12 protein-coding genes are annotated in these 15570 nt (G+C 73.6%); 5 read left to right on the top strand and 7 right to left on the bottom strand.

Annotated elements, in window-relative coordinates; translation table 11 throughout:
- Position 1 precedes the first annotated feature (1 nt).
- The 7 genes from V5P93_RS24905 to V5P93_RS24875 form a co-directional block, all read right to left on the bottom strand.
- On the bottom strand, positions 2-1693 hold the full coding sequence (locus V5P93_RS24905; protein ID WP_245931382.1) for a substrate-binding domain-containing protein: 1692 nt from the start codon (positions 1691-1693) through the stop codon (positions 2-4).
- 180 nt (positions 1694-1873) lie between these two features.
- A complete protein-coding gene (locus V5P93_RS24900; protein ID WP_104480262.1) occupies positions 1874-2770 on the bottom strand; it encodes a 3-methyladenine DNA glycosylase in 897 nt (298 codons plus the stop codon).
- A 22-nt stretch (positions 2771-2792) separates the two neighbouring features.
- Positions 2793-3839, bottom strand: a complete 1047-nt coding sequence (locus V5P93_RS24895; protein WP_104480261.1) for a hemolysin family protein — start codon at positions 3837-3839, stop codon at positions 2793-2795.
- A 187-nt stretch (positions 3840-4026) separates the two neighbouring features.
- Entirely contained in the window at positions 4027-5358 is a 1332-nt protein-coding gene (locus V5P93_RS24890; RefSeq protein WP_104480295.1) for a hemolysin family protein, read from the bottom strand.
- A gap of 1319 nt (positions 5359-6677) precedes the next feature.
- Positions 6678-7244 carry a TIGR03086 family metal-binding protein gene (locus tag V5P93_RS24885; RefSeq protein WP_104480260.1) on the bottom strand — a complete coding sequence of 189 codons (567 nt, stop codon included), beginning with the start codon at positions 7242-7244 and terminating at the stop codon, positions 6678-6680.
- A 4-nt stretch (positions 7245-7248) separates the two neighbouring features.
- Positions 7249-8415 carry an MFS transporter gene (locus V5P93_RS24880; protein ID WP_104480259.1) on the bottom strand — a complete coding sequence of 389 codons (1167 nt, stop codon included), beginning with the start codon at positions 8413-8415 and terminating at the stop codon, positions 7249-7251.
- Entirely contained in the window at positions 8415-9011 is a 597-nt protein-coding gene (locus V5P93_RS24875; RefSeq protein ID WP_104480258.1) for a TetR/AcrR family transcriptional regulator, read from the bottom strand. The genes V5P93_RS24880 and V5P93_RS24875 overlap by 1 nt, the downstream gene beginning before the upstream one ends.
- Before the next feature lie 261 nt (positions 9012-9272).
- On the opposite strand from V5P93_RS24875, the gene egtA reads away from it, so the two are divergent.
- The 5 genes from egtA (at position 9273) to V5P93_RS24850 (ending at position 15421) form a co-directional block, all read left to right on the top strand.
- A complete protein-coding gene (gene egtA / locus V5P93_RS24870; protein WP_104480257.1) occupies positions 9273-10535 on the top strand; it encodes an ergothioneine biosynthesis glutamate--cysteine ligase EgtA in 1263 nt (420 codons plus the stop codon).
- Complete coding sequence (gene egtB, locus V5P93_RS24865) at positions 10532-11866, top strand: ergothioneine biosynthesis protein EgtB (protein ID WP_104480256.1); 1335 nt, start codon at positions 10532-10534, stop codon at positions 11864-11866. Before egtA ends, egtB begins: the two co-directional genes overlap by 4 nt.
- Before the next feature lie 3 nt (positions 11867-11869).
- Positions 11870-12643 carry an ergothioneine biosynthesis protein EgtC gene (egtC, locus tag V5P93_RS24860; protein WP_104480255.1) on the top strand — a complete coding sequence of 258 codons (774 nt, stop codon included), beginning with the start codon at positions 11870-11872 and terminating at the stop codon, positions 12641-12643.
- Positions 12640-13620 (top strand): L-histidine N(alpha)-methyltransferase, encoded by a 981-nt coding sequence (gene egtD, locus V5P93_RS24855; protein WP_104480254.1) that lies wholly within the window; start codon positions 12640-12642, stop codon positions 13618-13620. The genes egtC and egtD overlap by 4 nt, the downstream gene beginning before the upstream one ends.
- Before the next feature lie 196 nt (positions 13621-13816).
- Complete coding sequence (locus tag V5P93_RS24850; protein WP_342752276.1) at positions 13817-15421, top strand: alpha/beta hydrolase; 1605 nt, start codon at positions 13817-13819, stop codon at positions 15419-15421.
- Positions 15422-15570: the final 149 nt, after the last annotated feature.

Genomic DNA, 15570 nt, shown 5'->3' with positions numbered 1-15570 from the left:
CTCACCGACGGTGCGTGACCGCTTCGGTCAAGGCCGTGGTCACGCCCCGGGCGTCCGTCAGCACCGCCAGCCGACCCCCGGTCGACGCCGTCAGGTCGAGCAGTTCCTCCCGCGCCACGTCCGGCCCGATCGCGATCACGTCGACCGTCACCGGCTTGCGCTCGTTCGCCGCCCGCTTGATCGCGGCCTTGGCCTGCGCCAGGTCCACCGACCCGTCCGCACCCCCATCGGTGATGACGATCAGGTGGTTCGCCCGGTCGGGGACATATCCCTGCACCGCCGCCCGGTACCCCGCCACCACCGACTCGTAGAAGTCGGTCCGCCCCGCGGGTTCCAGGCCGTTCAGCACCTCGTGCACCCGGTCGCGCCGGTTGACCACCGGGCCGGTCGGCACCGCCACCTGGTACGGCTTGCCGCGCGCCAGCTCGTGCGAGAACGGCCAGACACCGAGGGATCCGGCCGTCGCGTAGTCCGTGTACTTGTTCAGCGCGTCCCGCACCCAGTCGAGGCGGCTGCGACCGCCGCCACCCTCGGTGCCCATGCTCTCGGACACGTCCACGAGGATCGTCGCCGCGACGCCGCCGGTCACGGTGCTGTCCCAGGTCGTCGTGATCTGCTGCGCCGTGTCCGCGGCCGCCGCGACGAACCCGACCTGGGCCTTGTCGTCCCACAGCAGGCCGACCTGGTTGGCGGGTCGGCTGTCGGTGTCGGTGCGCAGCCCCGCCCGGCCGAACTCGCGCTGCTGGTCCGGTTCCTGGAGGAACCGGCGGAACGCGTCGGTGGCCTCGACCCGCTGGGCGTTGAGCGCCGCGACCGGGAAGTCCGCCGACGGGCCGGGGCCGATCGCCACGACCTCCCACAGCGGGCGCTGCGGCGTCGGTTTCCCGTCGGACGCCGAGTTGCGCCGGTAGACGTCCACCTCCAGCGCCGCCACCGCGCTGTACGGGGCCGCCCCCGGGTCCGGGGCGTCGGCCAGCACGGCCAGCGCGGAGGACGTCGAGCCCAGCCCGTCCCGCTGCTGCGACGACGCCAGTGCCGCCAGCGCCTGCGCCACCGGTGGCCGGGCCAGGGCCGCCTGCGTCACCGGGCTCTCCTGCGCCGGGCCGAGCAGCGCGGCCTGCACTGCCAGCGCGCTCGCCGCGTTGTTCTTCGGGTCCGGCAGCGCGACGGTGATCCGGCCCCACTCCGCCCGGCCGAACCGCGCCCACCCCGAGGTGTCCGCGGTGAAGCCGGTCAGGTCGTTCCAGCGGAACCCGGCCCGCTCCCGCAGCAGCCCCGCCGCGGCCTCGTGCGTGGCCAGCACGACCGGGCTGTGCGCGACCGACTCGGGCGCGTTGGCCAGCAGCTTCTCGTCGAAGCGGCTCAACCGGTCGGTCCACAGCGACGACTCCGGCAGCCACGCGTCCGGCCGCTCGCCGAGCCCCGCGTCCCACTGCCCGGTCAGCCCGGCCAGGGCCCGCGCCGAGTCGACGGTGGCCACGACGACCTCGTAGCAGGTCCCGTCGACCACCGGCCCCCGCGCGTTCCAGCGCTTGGCGGCCTCCCGGACCGGCAGGTCCGCGCTCGGGCCGACCGCGACCCGCAGGACCGCCGTGCGGGCGCACTCCTCGGTGCGCGCGGGCCCGGTGGTGGGACCGCCGCTCAGCCAGCCCCACCCGGCCCAGCCGAGGACCAGCAGCGACACCAGTCCCACGACGACCAACGGCCACCGCCTTCGACGTCCCCCGTGGTGTCGAGGCATGACAACCCATCACGTCCTTTCGCGCGGCGCGGTGCCGGTTCACGGCGCGCATCGGGGCGTCCAGCACTCTATTCGGGGAACGGGACGCGTCAAGTCACCGTACGCCGGGAGAAATTCACCTGGACGGCGGACTCAGCTGGGATCGTCCGGGTGATCCGCCAGCAGGGCCTCGCACAGGGCAACGAGACTGGTCCGCAGCGGCGCGGCCCGCTCGGTGAACGCGACCTGCGCCCGCACGTAGTCCGCGCGGCCCCGCTCGGTCTCGATCCGCACCGGCTCGTAGCCCAGCGCGGACAGGTCGTACGGGCTGGCCCGCATGTCCAGCGCGCGCACGTCCACGGCCAGCTCGAAGCAGTCGGCCACCAGCTCCGACGGGGTGTGCGGGGCGAGCTTGTAGGCCCACTTGAACAGGTCCATGGTCGCGTGCAGGCACCCCGGCTGCTCCATCGCGACCTGCCCCTCCCGGCTCGGCGCGAGGGTGTTGAGCGGCCGCGCGGGCTCGGTGAAGAACCGGTACGCGTCGAAGTGGCTGCACTTGATCGTCGACGCCTCGACCACCGCGTCCGTGCCCGCCGACCCCAGCCGCAGCGGCCACGCCTCGTGCCGGACCTCGCCCGCGCGGTACACCATGGCCCACTCGTGCAGCCCGAAGCAGCCCAGCCGCGGCGGCCGGGACGCGGTCGCGGCCAGCAGGTCGCGCACGAACCCGGCGGTGAACCGCCGCTGCGGCGACAACGGCAGCGGCGTCACGCCCTCGGGGACGGCGGTGTACTCCTTCCACCGCAGGTACTCACGCGCACTTGCACCGGCCAGCACGACCCCGTGGCCGGGGTGCCAGCGCTCCAGGTGGGCGGGCCGGTGCGAGTAGTAGGTGAAGAGGAAGTCCAGGACCGGGTGCTTCTCGCGCCGCAGCCGCCGCTCCTGGTGCGGCCCCGTCCACTGCCGGACCCGCCGCGCGTGCGCGTCGCGGCGGGCCTGCCACTCGGCCTCGGGCAGCACGGTGACCTGGGAGTCGGTGAGGGGAGCCATCGCGGGCCATTGTCCCCCACGCTCACCCGTCGCCGATGTGCGTCCCGTCCCGGACGGTGCCGACGTACTCCTCCACCAGGTCCTCCAGCGCCACGACCCCGAGCACCTCGCGGTCGGCGGACACGGCCTTGGCCAGGTGGCTCTGGGCCCGGCGCAGCGCGGTCAGCGCCTCGTCGAGGCGGGAGTCGGCGGGCAGCTCCGGCAGACCCCGCACCCGGGACCACGGCACGCGGGTCGCGGGGTCGGAGTCGACCTGGTCGAGGACGTCCTTGACGTGCACGTACCCGTTGAGGGAGCCGTCCGGCATGCGCACCGGGAACCGCGAGAAACCGGTCTCGGCGACCGCCGCGGCGACGGCGCCGACGGTGGGCGGGTGCGGTACCGACTTGAGCCGTTCCAGCGGTACCAGCACCTCGGCCACCGTCCGCTCGGCGGAGGACAGGGTGTTGGTCAGCCTGCGGTGCTCGGAGTCGTCCAGCAGACCCTCGCGCCGCGACTCCGCGATGAGCGTGGCCAGCTCGTCGGGGGTGTAGGCACTCTCCAGCTCGTCGCGCGGGCTGACGCCGAACAGCTTCAGCACGGCGGTCGACACGGCCGTGAACAGGCCGAGGACCGGCCGCACCAGGCGGCAGAACGCCAGGTGCACGGGTACGAGCAGCATCGCCGCGCGCTCCGGCCCCGCGATGGCGAGGTTCTTCGGCACCATCTCGCCGAGCACCGTGTGCAGCGTGACCACGATGCCCAGGGCCAGCGCGAACGCCACCCCGTGGACCACGGCCTCGGGCAGCCCCATGGCCGCGAACGGCCGCTCCAGCAGGTGCGCCAACACCGGCTCGGCCAACGCGCCGAGACCGAGGGAGCAGATCGTGATCCCCAGCTGCGCGCCCGCGATCAACAGCGGCAGGTTCCGACTCGCCTCGACCGCCACCCCGGCCCGCGTCTTCCCCTCCCGCGCCAACGCCTCCAACCGGTCCCGCCGAGCCGTGATGATCGCGAACTCGGCCCCCACGAAGAACGCGTTGCCGAGCAGCAACAGCACGGTCGCGGCCAACGCCAGCACGTCGCTCACGCGCCCGCCCCCGATCGCGGCTCCGCCACACGCGGCCCGGCACTCCGGTGCCCGACACGCGTCACCGTGACCCGACGGCCCGCCCCGCGGCCTTCGCCGTCGACCCCGGGGACGCGGCTTGGCGGCTGCTCTGTCGCGGTGTCGTGTCCGCTGGTCGACGTCTGGAGTCCCAGGTGTGGCAGGTCGCTCACGCGCCCGCCTCCGATCGCACGGGCAGCTTCGCCACGCGTAGTTCGGCTACTCGGTGGCGGTCCATGCGCATGACGGTGACCCGCCAGCCCGCTACTCGGATCTCGTCGTTGACTTCCGGGATGCGGCCCAGTCGGGTGAGGACCAGGCCCGCCACGGTCTCGTACTCGCCGGTCGGCATGCGGAAGCCGGTGGCGTCGGCGAGTTCGTCGTCGCGCAGGAGGCCGGACACCATCCAGCTGTCGCGGCCCAGTGAGCGGACCGGGCTGACCTCGCCGCGGTCGTGTTCGTCGCGGACGTCGCCGACGATCTCCTCGATCAGGTCCTCGAGGGTGACCAGTCCGGCCGTGCCGCCGTACTCGTCGACCACCAGCGCGACCTGCAGGCCGGAGCCGCGCAGCCGTTCCAGCAGCACGTCGCCGTCGAGGGTCTCCGGGACGGAGGGCACCGGGCGGGCCAGCGACGCCACGCGCGTGGTCGCGCGCTGGGCGGCGGGCACGCCGAACACCTGCTTGACGTGCACCACGCCGCGCACGTCGTCGAGGTCGCCGCCGTGCACGGGGAAGCGGGAGAAGCCGGTGCCGCGGGCCAGGTCGATCAGGTCGGCCACGGTCGCGTCCGCGCGCAGGGCCTGGACCTGCACGCGCGGGGTCATCAGCTCCTCGGCGGTGCGGTCGCCGAAGCGCAGGGACCGGCTCAGCAGGGTCGCGGTACCGGTGTCGAGGGTGCCGGACGCCGCGCTGGACCGGACCAGGCCGCCCAACTCCTGCGGCGACCGCGCCGACCGCAGTTCCTCCTGCGGCTCCACGCCCAGCCTGCGCACGGCCCAGTTCGCCGAGCCGTTGAGGCCGTTGATCAGCCACCGGAACACCGACGAGAACACCGCCTGCGGACCCGCCACCGCGCGAGCCGTGGGCAGCGGGCTGGCGATCGCCAGGTTCTTCGGCACCAGCTCGCCGAACACCATGGACAGCGACGTGGCCACCAGCAGCGCCAGCACCAGCGCGATCACCGAGGCCGCCGCGTGCGGGACGCCCGTCCAGCCCAGCACCGGCTCGATCAGGTTCGCCAGCGCGGGCTCGGCGATGTACCCGGTGACCAGCGTCGTGATGGTGATGCCCAACTGCGCCCCGGACAGCTGGAACGACAACGTCCGGTGCGCCTTCTGGATGGCCAGCGCGCGCCGGTCGCCGACCTGCGCGGCGTGGTGGTCGACCTGGCTGCGCTCCAGCGTGGTCAGGGCGAACTCGGCGGCCACGAACAGCGCGGTGCCGAGCGTCAGGGCGCACACGGCCAGCAGGCCGAGGACGCTGATCAGGGGACCGGTCACCGGGGCCACCGCCCGGGTTCCGGGTCGCTATGGTCGCCGGGACTGTCTCCCGGCCCGCTACTGCGACCGGGGCTCTTCTTCTGCGCCTTGCGCACGGGGCCGGTACTCCTCGACAGACGTGACCCGACGCCGAGGGCTCCCGCCCGGATCCCCGACGTCCTGCGAACCGGCCCAGTCTAAGGGGCGCCGGCCCCGCCCGGGAGGTGATCAGCGCCGGGTGTCCGCCCACGTCACCCCCACTGCCCCGCCGAGCACCGCGCGGACCCCGCGGTCCGACCGCTCCCACACCCGGCATGCCTGATCGCACCGAACCCGCCACACCCCGCCGGCGACCCGGTCGCCTCGGCCCGGCGGCGTCGGCACCGCTGGGCGCGGGCGGCAGCAGATCGGGGCCGCCGCGCTGGTCCCGGCCGGTCGAGCGGTACGGGGCTGCCCAACCGAGTCCTGGTGGCACAGTCGCCCGACTCGGGGGACGAGCCTGCCCCGGCCGGGGGCGGTGGCAGGACGGCTCCGGCCGAGATGAGGCTCCGGCCGAGTGCGGTGGCGCGACCGCCCTGACCGACCTCGGAGACCGACCGACCCCAGCGAAGTGCGGCGGCACGGCCGGTCCCGCCGAGATGAGGCTCCGGCCAAGTCCGGTGGCGCGACTGCCCGGCCGAGATGAGGCTCCGGCTAAGTCCGGTGGCACGGCCGCGCTGATCGAGCCCGGCGACACGGCTGCCCCGACCGCTTCAGCCGGAGCGCGGTGGCACGTCCTTCTTGGCCATGCCCAGGTGACGCGGTCGCCAATCGAATGCGGCGGCGCGGCCGATCCGGGCCGAGCGCGGTGGGCACGCGCACTTCTGCCACGCTCCTGCCGACCGTGGGGCCACGGCCACCTCAACCGATTCCGGTGCCACGACACCCCGGCCAAGCCCAGGTGACACGGCCGCCGGACACGCGCGGCGGTCCGGCTACCTCGGCCGAGTCCTCGCGACATGGCCACCCGATCGAGTGTGGGGGCGCCACGGCAGCCCGCCGGTGCCGTGGCGTGGCCACCTCGACCGAGCCCGGTGGCGCGACCGCCTCGGTCTCGGTGGCATGGCGGTGCCTACCGAGGCAGGCGGCACGGCCGCGCCGGGGTCTCGGCGGCACGTCAGTCCCGGCCGTTCCTGGCGGCATGATCACTGCGGCCGAGTCCGCCGACATCATCACCCGACTGGGCCTTGGCGACGCGATCACTCCAGTCCGGCGGCCTCCTCAGCAGCGCCCAAGCACCCAGAACCCCCCGCCGAGGCGGTCCGAGGCCGCCGTACCAGGTGGTTCGCCGTGGCCGATGGTCACGGTTGCCAGGCCGGGTCGCGGCCGGTGAGGGCGAGCAGGCGGGTGGTCGCGTCCGCGTGGTCGGGGACCGGGACCGGGGCGGCGAAGATGCCCGTGCCCTCCCACCGGGCGATCTCCGGGGTGAACTCGGCCAGCAGCGCCTCGGCTAACGCGTCCCCGATCGCCGGGTCGTGGTCTGTCGCGGCGGTCAGGTCCCAGCCGTGTACGGCCAGGTCGAGGATCATCTGCCAGCGGTAGTCGCGCGCGGGGACGGTCGCGTAGCTCAGGTGGACGTCCCGGTCGTCGGGCACGCCGGCCCACGCCACCCGCGACACCTCCGACGCCCGTGCCCACGCCCCCACCGGGTCGTCGCCGACCAGGTCGCCGTCGTACCGGTCGCCGACCTGCTCGATGGTCTCGCCCCCGACCAGGTGCGGCACCCACAACTGCTCGGACACCAGGTGGTTCACCAGCTCACGCGCGTTCCACGCACCGCACGCCGTCGGCCCGTCCCAATCCCGGACCGCGCCCACGGCCCGGTCGAACACATCTCTTGCCCGATCGTGGGCCGTTGTCAGTTCCATGCGTTCAGTCCACCAGCTTCCGGCGGGCCGCGCTCAAAGTTGTCCCCAGCCCCGCGGCCAGCAGTTGCGTGCCCGCCGTGACCGCCATCGCCGCCCCTGGACCGGCCGCCGGGACCAGCCAGCCACCCGCCAGCGCCCCCAGCGAGTACCCGGCGATCTTGAGGCTGGCGCCCGTGGTCGAGACCTGGGCCAGCAGGTCCGGCGGTGTGTACCGCTGGCGGGTCGACATGATCGCGGGCAGCGCCAACCCCTCCGCGAGACCGGCCACGGCCACTACGACCAGTGTCCACGCGAAACCGTCCACAACCGGCCAGGTGAACATGACCAGCCCGAAGACAGCGGTACTCGCGAACACCGTCCGTTCCGGCCGGGGGATCGCGGCGAGCCTACCGAGCAGCGCGACCGCCACCAGGCAACCGACCTCCAACGCCGTCCACAGGTAACCGGCGGCCGGACGGCCGTGACCGAGCTCCTCGGCACGCAGCGGCATCGCGGTGGCCAGGATCCCGACCGAGCCGTACCCCAGAACCGTGGTCAAGGTGGCGCCACGCAGGGGAGGGGTGCGTACCAGGTGGACCAGTCCCGCCCGGACTGTCCGCAACAGCGGTTCCCGCTCCCGAGACTCGGTGTCCACCCGAGGTAAGAAGCCCGTGCACACAGCCCCCGCCAACGCGAGCACCCCGATCAACAACACAGCCGCGGCGGGGCTCACCACCGCGGCGACCGTACCGGCCAGTGCTGGCCCGGTGATCGAGCCGACGTTGAACGCCGCCGCGTCCAGGGCGTTCGCCCACCCCAACCGCTCGGCGGCCACCAACCGCGGCACCAAACTGGAGTAACCGCCGCTGGTCAGCGGCAACGCCAAGCCGGTGACCGCCGCCAGCAGCACCGGCACCACCAACGGTCCCGTACCGACCGTCGCGGCAAGACCCACGCAGGTAGCCGCCAGCAGCACCCCGCCGCCCGCCAGCACCGAACGCCTATAGGCGGTCCGGTCCAACCAAGCGCCCAACACCGGACCGGACACAATGGAAGGCAGCGTGTACGCGGTGACCACCGCACCGGCCGCCGCCGGGCTCCCCGTGCGGGCCAGCACCAGCAGCACCACCGCGACCCCGACCATCTCGTCGGCGACGCGCGCGAGGCTCGCGGCCACCGCGTACGCGCGCATCACCCCGAGCGGCGGTGCCGTCGAACGGTCTCCTCGACCAGGTCCAGCACGGGGTCCATGTCGTCCGCGGGCAGGCCCATGGCCAGGTGCGACACCAGGCCCTCCAGCACCAGTTCGAGGAACGCGGTCAGCACGTGCACGTCCACGTCGTCGCGCAGCTTGCCCGCTTCCCGCTGCCGCAGCAGGCGCTCCCGCGTGGCCACCGTGAGCTGCTCGGACCGCTCCGCCCAGCGCGCCCGGAACTCCGGGTCGGTGCGCAGCCTGCGCGACACCTCCAACCGGGTCCCCAGCCAGTCCGCCGGGCTCAGCGTGTCGCCGGTGCCCGCGGGCGACGACAGCAGTTCCCGCATCACCTGAACGAGACCTTGCGCGGCCACCACCTCGGCCATCCGCAGCACGTCGTCCTCGGCCAACGCCAGGAACAGCGACTCCTTGTCGCGGAAGTGGTGGAAAATGGCACCGCGGGAAAGTCCGGTAGCCTCTTCCAACCTGCGCACGGTGGCGCCCTCGTAGCCGTAGCGCGCGAAGCACGACCGGGCGCCGTCGAGGATCTGGCGCCGTCGCGCGTCGAGATGGTCCTGGCTCACCCGTGGCACCCGACGATCGTGGCAGTAGGCCCCGGCTTAAGCAATCCGTACGTACGTATTGGGTGTCACGTCCGTCCAGTGGACACCGCCTCCCGCGCGTCGAGCGGGGCCCGTTCGGATCCGTGCGGCTGTCGGTGGCCGCGTGTAGCGTCGTTCTCCGGGGTCAGCCAGCCGTTTTTCGGGGGTCGGCCCGGTTTTTCGGCACCACCAACGGGGAAACCCGGTCGAACCGGACCGGGCGCCGGTGATCAGCGGAAGGGAGATGAGCACATGTCCACCGACGGGCGCAGGCTGCGGGCCAGAGTGGAAGCCGAGGCGTACGTGGCCTCGGTGTGCTTCAAGCACGGGCCGCCGCGTCTGCTGGGCGTCGAGTTGGAGTGGGTCGTGCACCACCGCGACGACCCCCGGCGGCGACTCGACCCCGACCACCTCGCCGCCGCGCTGGGGCCGCACACCCCGGTGACCCTCCGCCCCGACAGCCCCCACCTGCCGCTGCCCTCCGGTTCCCCGCTCACCCTGGAGCCCGGCGGCCAGGTCGAGATCTCGTCCCTCCCCAGCCCCGCCCTCGGCCCGCTGGTCGACGTGGTCACCGCCGACCACCACCACCTCGCCGGGCTGCTCGACCAGGCCGGTCTCGTACTCGGCCCCCGCGCCCTCGACGCGCACCGCGCCCCGCGCCGAGTCCTCGACACCCCCCGCTACGCCGCGATGGAACGCGCCTTCGCACCGATCGGCCCGCACGGCGTCACGATGATGTGCGCCAGCGCGGGCCTGCAGGTCTGCCTCGACGTGGGCGAGCGGGGTGACGCGGCCGCCCGCTGGGCCGCGGCGCACCGGCTGGGCCCGGTCATGGTGGCGCTGTTCGCGAACTCGCCGGACCTCGCCGGGGCGCCGACCGGCTGGGCCTCGGCCCGGCTGCGCACGGTCCTCGGCGTGGACCCGCCCCGGTCCCGCCCGGTCCCGGTCACCGACGACCCGGCCGCCGCGTGGGCCCACTACGTGCTCGAGGCGCCGCTGCTCTGCCTGCGAAGACCCGGCGGCTGCTGGGACGCGCCGACCGGGGTCACCTTCGCCGACTGGATCGGCGGCGCGCTGCCCGGCCCGCCGACCACCGACGACCTCGATTACCACATCTCCACGATGTTCCCGCCGGTCCGCCCGCAGGGCTACCTGGAGATCCGCTACCTCGACGCGCAGGACGGCGACGCGTGGGTCGTGCCCGCCGCGCTGCTCGTCGCGCTGATGGCCGACCGCCGCACCGTCGACGCCGTGGTCGACGCCTGCGCGCCCGCCGCGGACCGGTGGCTCGACGCCGCCCGGCTCGGCCGCACCGACCCGGACCTCGCGCGCGTCGCGCGCCGAGTCCTCGACCTGGGCATCCCGGCGATCAGCGGTCTCGGCTTACCCCCGGGCACCGCCGCCGACATCACCGAACGCCTGGCCCGGCTGCGCGACGCGACCGGGCGGGCGCGTGCCGTCGAACCGCGGGTGGGCGCCGCCGACGGGAACGCGACGAACGGGAGGCAGTCGTGACCAGCACCGAAGACCGGCTTCTGGGGCCGGAGCAAGTCCGCGAGAAGGTGGCCGAGCAGCTGCGCCGCTCCCGCGCCCGCAGCGACGCGCTCACCGCGGCGGTGGACGACGATGACCTGGTCCGCCAGCACTCGAAGCTGATGTCGCCGCTGGTCTGGGACCTCGCGCACATCGGCAACCAGGAGGAGTTGTGGCTGGTCCGCGACGTCGGCGGTCGTGAGCCGGTGCGCGAGGACATCGACCAGCTCTACGACGCCTTCCAGCACGCCCGCGCCAACCGGCCGTCCTTACCGCTGCTGTCCCCGGTCGAGGCCCGCCGGTACGTGCGCGAGGTGCGCGACAAGGTGTTCGACGTGCTGGAGACCTCCCCGCTGGAGGGCAGGCGGCTCGTCGAGCAGGGCTTCGCGTTCGGCATGATCGTGCAGCACGAGCAGCAGCACGACGAGACCATGCTGGCCACGCACCAGTTGCGCGTGGGCGCGCCCGTGCTGCGCGCGCCGGACCCGGCACCGGCGACGCGGCCGGTGAAGCGCGAGGTGTTCGTCCCGGCCGGACCGTTCACCATGGGCACCTCGACCGAACCGTGGGCGCTGGACAACGAGCGGCCCGCGCACCGGGTGCACGTCGACGCGTTCTACCTCGACACCGTGCCGGTGAGCAACGGCGAGTACCTCGACTTCATCGCCGCGGGCGGCTACGACCAGCCGCGCTGGTGGAGCGAGGTCGGGTGGGCGCACCGGCAGCGGGCCGAGCTCTTCGCGCCCCGGTTCTGGGAGCGCGACGGCGACGGCTGGGTACGCACCCGCTTCGGCGTCGTGGAGCCGGTTCCGGTGGACGAGCCGGTCGTGCACGTCTGCTTCCACGAGGCCGCCGCGTACGCGAAGTGGGCGGGCAAGCGGCTGCCGACCGAGCCGGAGTGGGAGAAGGCGGCCCGCTTCGACCCGGCCACCGGGCGGTCCCGCCGGTACCCGTGGGGCGACGAGGACCCCGGTCCCGAGCACGCCAACCTGGGCCAGCGGCACCTGCGGCCCGCGCCCGTCGGGTCGTACCCGCTGGGCGAGTCGGCGCTGGGCGCCCGCCAGCTCGTCGGCGACGTCTGGGAGTGGGTCGACTCGGACTTCCGGCCGTACCCGGGGTTCGCGGCGTTCCCGTACCGGGAGTACTCGGAGGTGTTCTTCGGCGGCGACTACAAGATGCTGCGCGGCGGCTCCTTCGGCACCGACGCCTCGGCCGTGCGCGGCACCTTCCGCAACTGGGACCACCCGATCCGCAGGCAGATCTTCTCGGGCTTCCGCTGCGCCCGCGACGCGTCCCCGGCCGAGGCGCGCTGAGGGATGTGCCGCCATCTGGGTTACCTCGGCCCCGCCGTGCCCCTGGCCGGGCTGCTGCTGGCGCCGCCGCTGGGTCTGCTGCGGCAGAGCTGGGCACCGCTGGACATGCGCGGCGGCGGCACGGTCAACGCCGACGGCTTCGGTGTCGGCTGGTACCCGGGCGCGGGCGCGCCGCCGGTCCGGTACCGGCGGGCCGTTCCGATGTGGACGGACGCGTCGTTCGCCCAGCTCGCGACCGCGGTGTCCAGCGGCGCGGTGCTGGCGGCGGCGCGGTCGGCCACCGTCGGCATGCCGGTCGTGGAGACCGCGTGCGCGCCGTTCGCCGAAGGGCGCTGGCTGTTCAGCCACAACGGGGTGGTGCGCGGCTGGCCCGGCAGCGTGGCCGGGCTCGCCGCCGCGCTGCCCACGGTGGACCTGCTGACGCTGGACGCGCCGACCGACAGCGCGCTGCTGTGGGCGCTGGCGCGCCACCGGCTGCGCGCGGGTGAGTCCCTTGTGGACGCCCTGGCCGGTGTCGCGCGGTCGGTCACCGCCGCCGCGCCCGACTCCCGGCTCAACCTCCTGCTCACCGACGGCACGACCCTGGTCGCCACCACCTGGTGGCACTCGCTGTCCGTCCGCGCCGACGCGGACTCGGTCGTGCTCGCCTCCGAACCGTTCGACGACGCACCACAGTGGACGGCGGTACCGGACCGGTCCCTGGTCGTCGCCACCACCGATCCCGCTGTCTCCGTACGAGTGCACCCACTCGACACCGCCGCGAAGGACGCCCCATGACCGACTCCCGGCTCGACCACGTGGCAGTCCACCTGCCCGACGACCACGCGGCCCGCGCGCTGGCCAAGGACGCGCGCGAAGGCCTGTCGTCGAACCCGAAGACGTTGCCCCCCAAGTGGTTCTACGACGCGCGCGGCAGCGAGCTGTTCGAGGAGATCACCCGGCTGCCCGAGTACTACCCGACCCGCGCGGAACGGGAGATCCTGGCCGCCCGCGCCGACGAGATAGCGGGCCTGACGGGTGCGTGCACCCTGGTCGAGCTGGGTTCCGGCTCGTCGGAGAAGACCCGGCTGCTGCTGGACGCCCTGCGCCGCAACGAGACCCTCGAGCACATCGTCGCCCTCGACGTCTCCGAGTCCGCGCTGCGGGACGCGTCCGCCGCGTTGGCGGAGGAGTACCCGGGGGTGCAGGTCAGCGGGGTCGTCGGCGACTTCACCGAGCACCTCGCGCTGCTGCCGGGCGAGTCACCGCGCCTGGTGGCGTTCCTGGGCGGCACGATCGGCAACTTCCTGCCGGGCGAGCGCGCGGAGTTCCTGTCCACCATCCGGGGCGTGCTGCGGCCGGGTGAGTGGCTGCTGCTCGGCACCGACCTGGTGAAGGACGAGGAAACCCTGGTCCAGGCCTACGACGACGCGCAGGGTGTGACAGCGGAGTTCAACCGCAACGTGCTGCGCGTGCTCAACCGCGAACTGTCCGCCGATTTCGCCCTCGACGACTTCGCGCACGTCGCGGTGTGGGACGCGGACAACGAATGGATCGAGATGCGCCTGCGCGCCCGCCGCCCCGTCACCGCGACGATCGCGGACCTGGGCCTCAGCATCGATTTCGCCGAGGGCGAGGAAATGCGGACCGAGGTGTCGGCGAAATTCCGCCGGGAACGGGTGGCGGGCGAGCTGGCCGCGGCCGGTCTGACGTTGGAGCACTGGTGGACCGACGTCGCGGGCCGCTTCGCGTTGTCGCTGGCCAGGGCCGAATGACGGATTGATGGGGGAACGCGGTCCGTTTTAGGATGGGCCGATCGAGTCGGCGCGCTTTACCGACCCGATCGGCCCATTACTTTCGTCACCGTCCGGACGTCAGCACGGTTTAGGCCGCTTCGCGGATTTTTCCCCGGTGTTTCGCGTGTGAGTCTCATGGGGTCGGAGAAATCACGACCACCCAGGGGGAAATCACGTGACCGCACGATCCATGGCCCGCGCCGCCGTCGTGGCGACCGCGCTGGCCACCGCGGCGGTGACCGCGCCCGTCGCCGCCTCGGCTGCCTCGGCCGCGTCACCGCCCGCCGCCACCGCCGCCACCGCCGCGCCGGTGGTGTGGAAGGACTGCCCGGCCGACGCGCTGCCGGGCGTCCCACCGGCCGACCACTCCCGGTACGGCTGCGCCGACTACGCCGTCCCGCTCGACTACGACAACCCGCGCCGCGGCACGATCAACATCGCCCTGATGCGCCGCGTCGCCTCCGGCGCCGCGGGCAGCCGCATCGGCTCGCTGTTCGTCAACCCGGGCGGACCGGGCGGTCCCGGCTTCGGCATGCCCACCGCCGCCGACCGCTTCCTGCGCCCCGAGGTCCTCGACCGCTTCGACGTCGTCGGCTTCGACCCGCGCGGGATCGGCCGCAGCACCCCGTTGCGCTGCTTCGCCACCGCCGAGGACGCGGCGGCGGTCCGGGGCAAGATCCACGAGATTCCGCGCACCGCGGGGGACATCGCCGCCACCATCGAGGGCGACCGCGAGTACGCCCGGTTCTGCGACCGCTTCGCCCGCCCCCTGCTCCCGGAGATGTCCACCAAGGCCGTCGCCCGAGACCTCGACCTCCTGCGCGCCGCCGTCGGCGACCAGCGCCTCACCTACGTGGGCTTCTCCTACGGAACCCTCCTCGGCGCCACCTACAGCGCCCTGTTCCCGGACCGAACCCGGGCCATCGTCCTCGACGGCAGCGTGGACCCGGCCCTGCGCACCACCAACGGCGTCGAGTACGACCGCCAACGCACCGAGGGCTTCGAGGTCGCGTTGGACGCCTTCCTCAAGGAATGCGACCGCGTCGGCCCGGCCTGCGCCTACAGCGGCGGTGCCCGCGCCAAGTACGACGCCGACCGCGAGTACGTCAAGGCGCACGGCCCGGTCACCCTCTCGGACGGCACCGTGGTCACCCACGAGTTGTTCGTCACCGCCATCGGCCGCGCCCTCTACCAGCGGGACGCGCTCAAGCACCTGGCCGAACTGCTCCAGGAGCTCCACACGATCATCCACAACGGACAGTCCGCCGCCCGCGCCGCCCCTCGCTCCGCGCTGACCCGCAGTCCGCTGCGCGACACCCACCCGGACACGCCCTACACGGGCGACGACTCCTACGCGGCCGTCAACTGCCTGGACAAGCCCTTCACCACCCCGCTGAACAAGGTCCCCGCCCTCGCCGACCGCTGGGACAAGACCATGCCCACCTTCGGCCGCTACGGCGCCTGGGGCGACACCGCCACCTGCGCCGAATGGCCGGTACCCCACCCCGACCGCTTCGCGGGCCCCTGGAACCGCCCCACCAAGACCCCGGTCCTGGTCGTCGGCAACTTCTACGACCCGGCCACCCGCTACACCTTCGCCCAGAACATGGCGAAGGAACTGGGCAACGCCACCCTGCTCTCCACCGACAACTTCGGCCACTGCGTCCTCGGCGACAACAGCTGCGCCGACCGCGCCGCCGCCGACTACCTCATCACCCTCAAAACCCCGGTCCCAGGCCAGGTCTGCGCCCCCGACCGAGGCATCTTCGACCCGGCCTGACCCCGGACGTCGAGATCCGCGCGCGCCGCGAGGAGCGGGCTCCTCGGCAGGTGTGGGCCGCCCCTTGGCACCCAATGTGGGACAGCCCCACTAGTGGCGCTGTCCCACATTGGGTGCCTGCACCGCTTCCAGGGCGCCGCATGGCGCGG

It is taken from the genome of Actinokineospora auranticolor, from assembly GCF_041897805.1.
Classification (GTDB): domain Bacteria; phylum Actinomycetota; class Actinomycetes; order Mycobacteriales; family Pseudonocardiaceae; genus Actinokineospora; species Actinokineospora auranticolor.
Note: the sequence above shows the minus strand (reverse complement) of the source record. Positions and strands in the feature narration are given on the sequence as shown.

What these genes read in the sequence shown, in the direction of transcription:
- V5P93_RS24900 (WP_104480262.1), bottom strand. Translation starts at nt 2,770, where the DNA reads ATGGCTCCCCTCACCGACTCCCAGGTCACCGTGCTGCCCGAGGCCGAG.
- V5P93_RS24885 (WP_104480260.1), bottom strand. Translation starts at nt 7,244, where the DNA reads ATGGAACTGACAACGGCCCACGATCGGGCAAGAGATGTGTTCGACCGG.
- V5P93_RS24880 (WP_104480259.1), bottom strand. Translation starts at nt 8,415, where the DNA reads ATGCGCGCGTACGCGGTGGCCGCGAGCCTCGCGCGCGTCGCCGACGAG.
- egtA (WP_104480257.1), top strand. Translation starts at nt 9,273, where the DNA reads ATGTCCACCGACGGGCGCAGGCTGCGGGCCAGAGTGGAAGCCGAGGCG.
- egtC (WP_104480255.1), top strand. Translation starts at nt 11,870, where the DNA reads ATGTGCCGCCATCTGGGTTACCTCGGCCCCGCCGTGCCCCTGGCCGGG.
- egtD (WP_104480254.1), top strand. Translation starts at nt 12,640, where the DNA reads ATGACCGACTCCCGGCTCGACCACGTGGCAGTCCACCTGCCCGACGAC.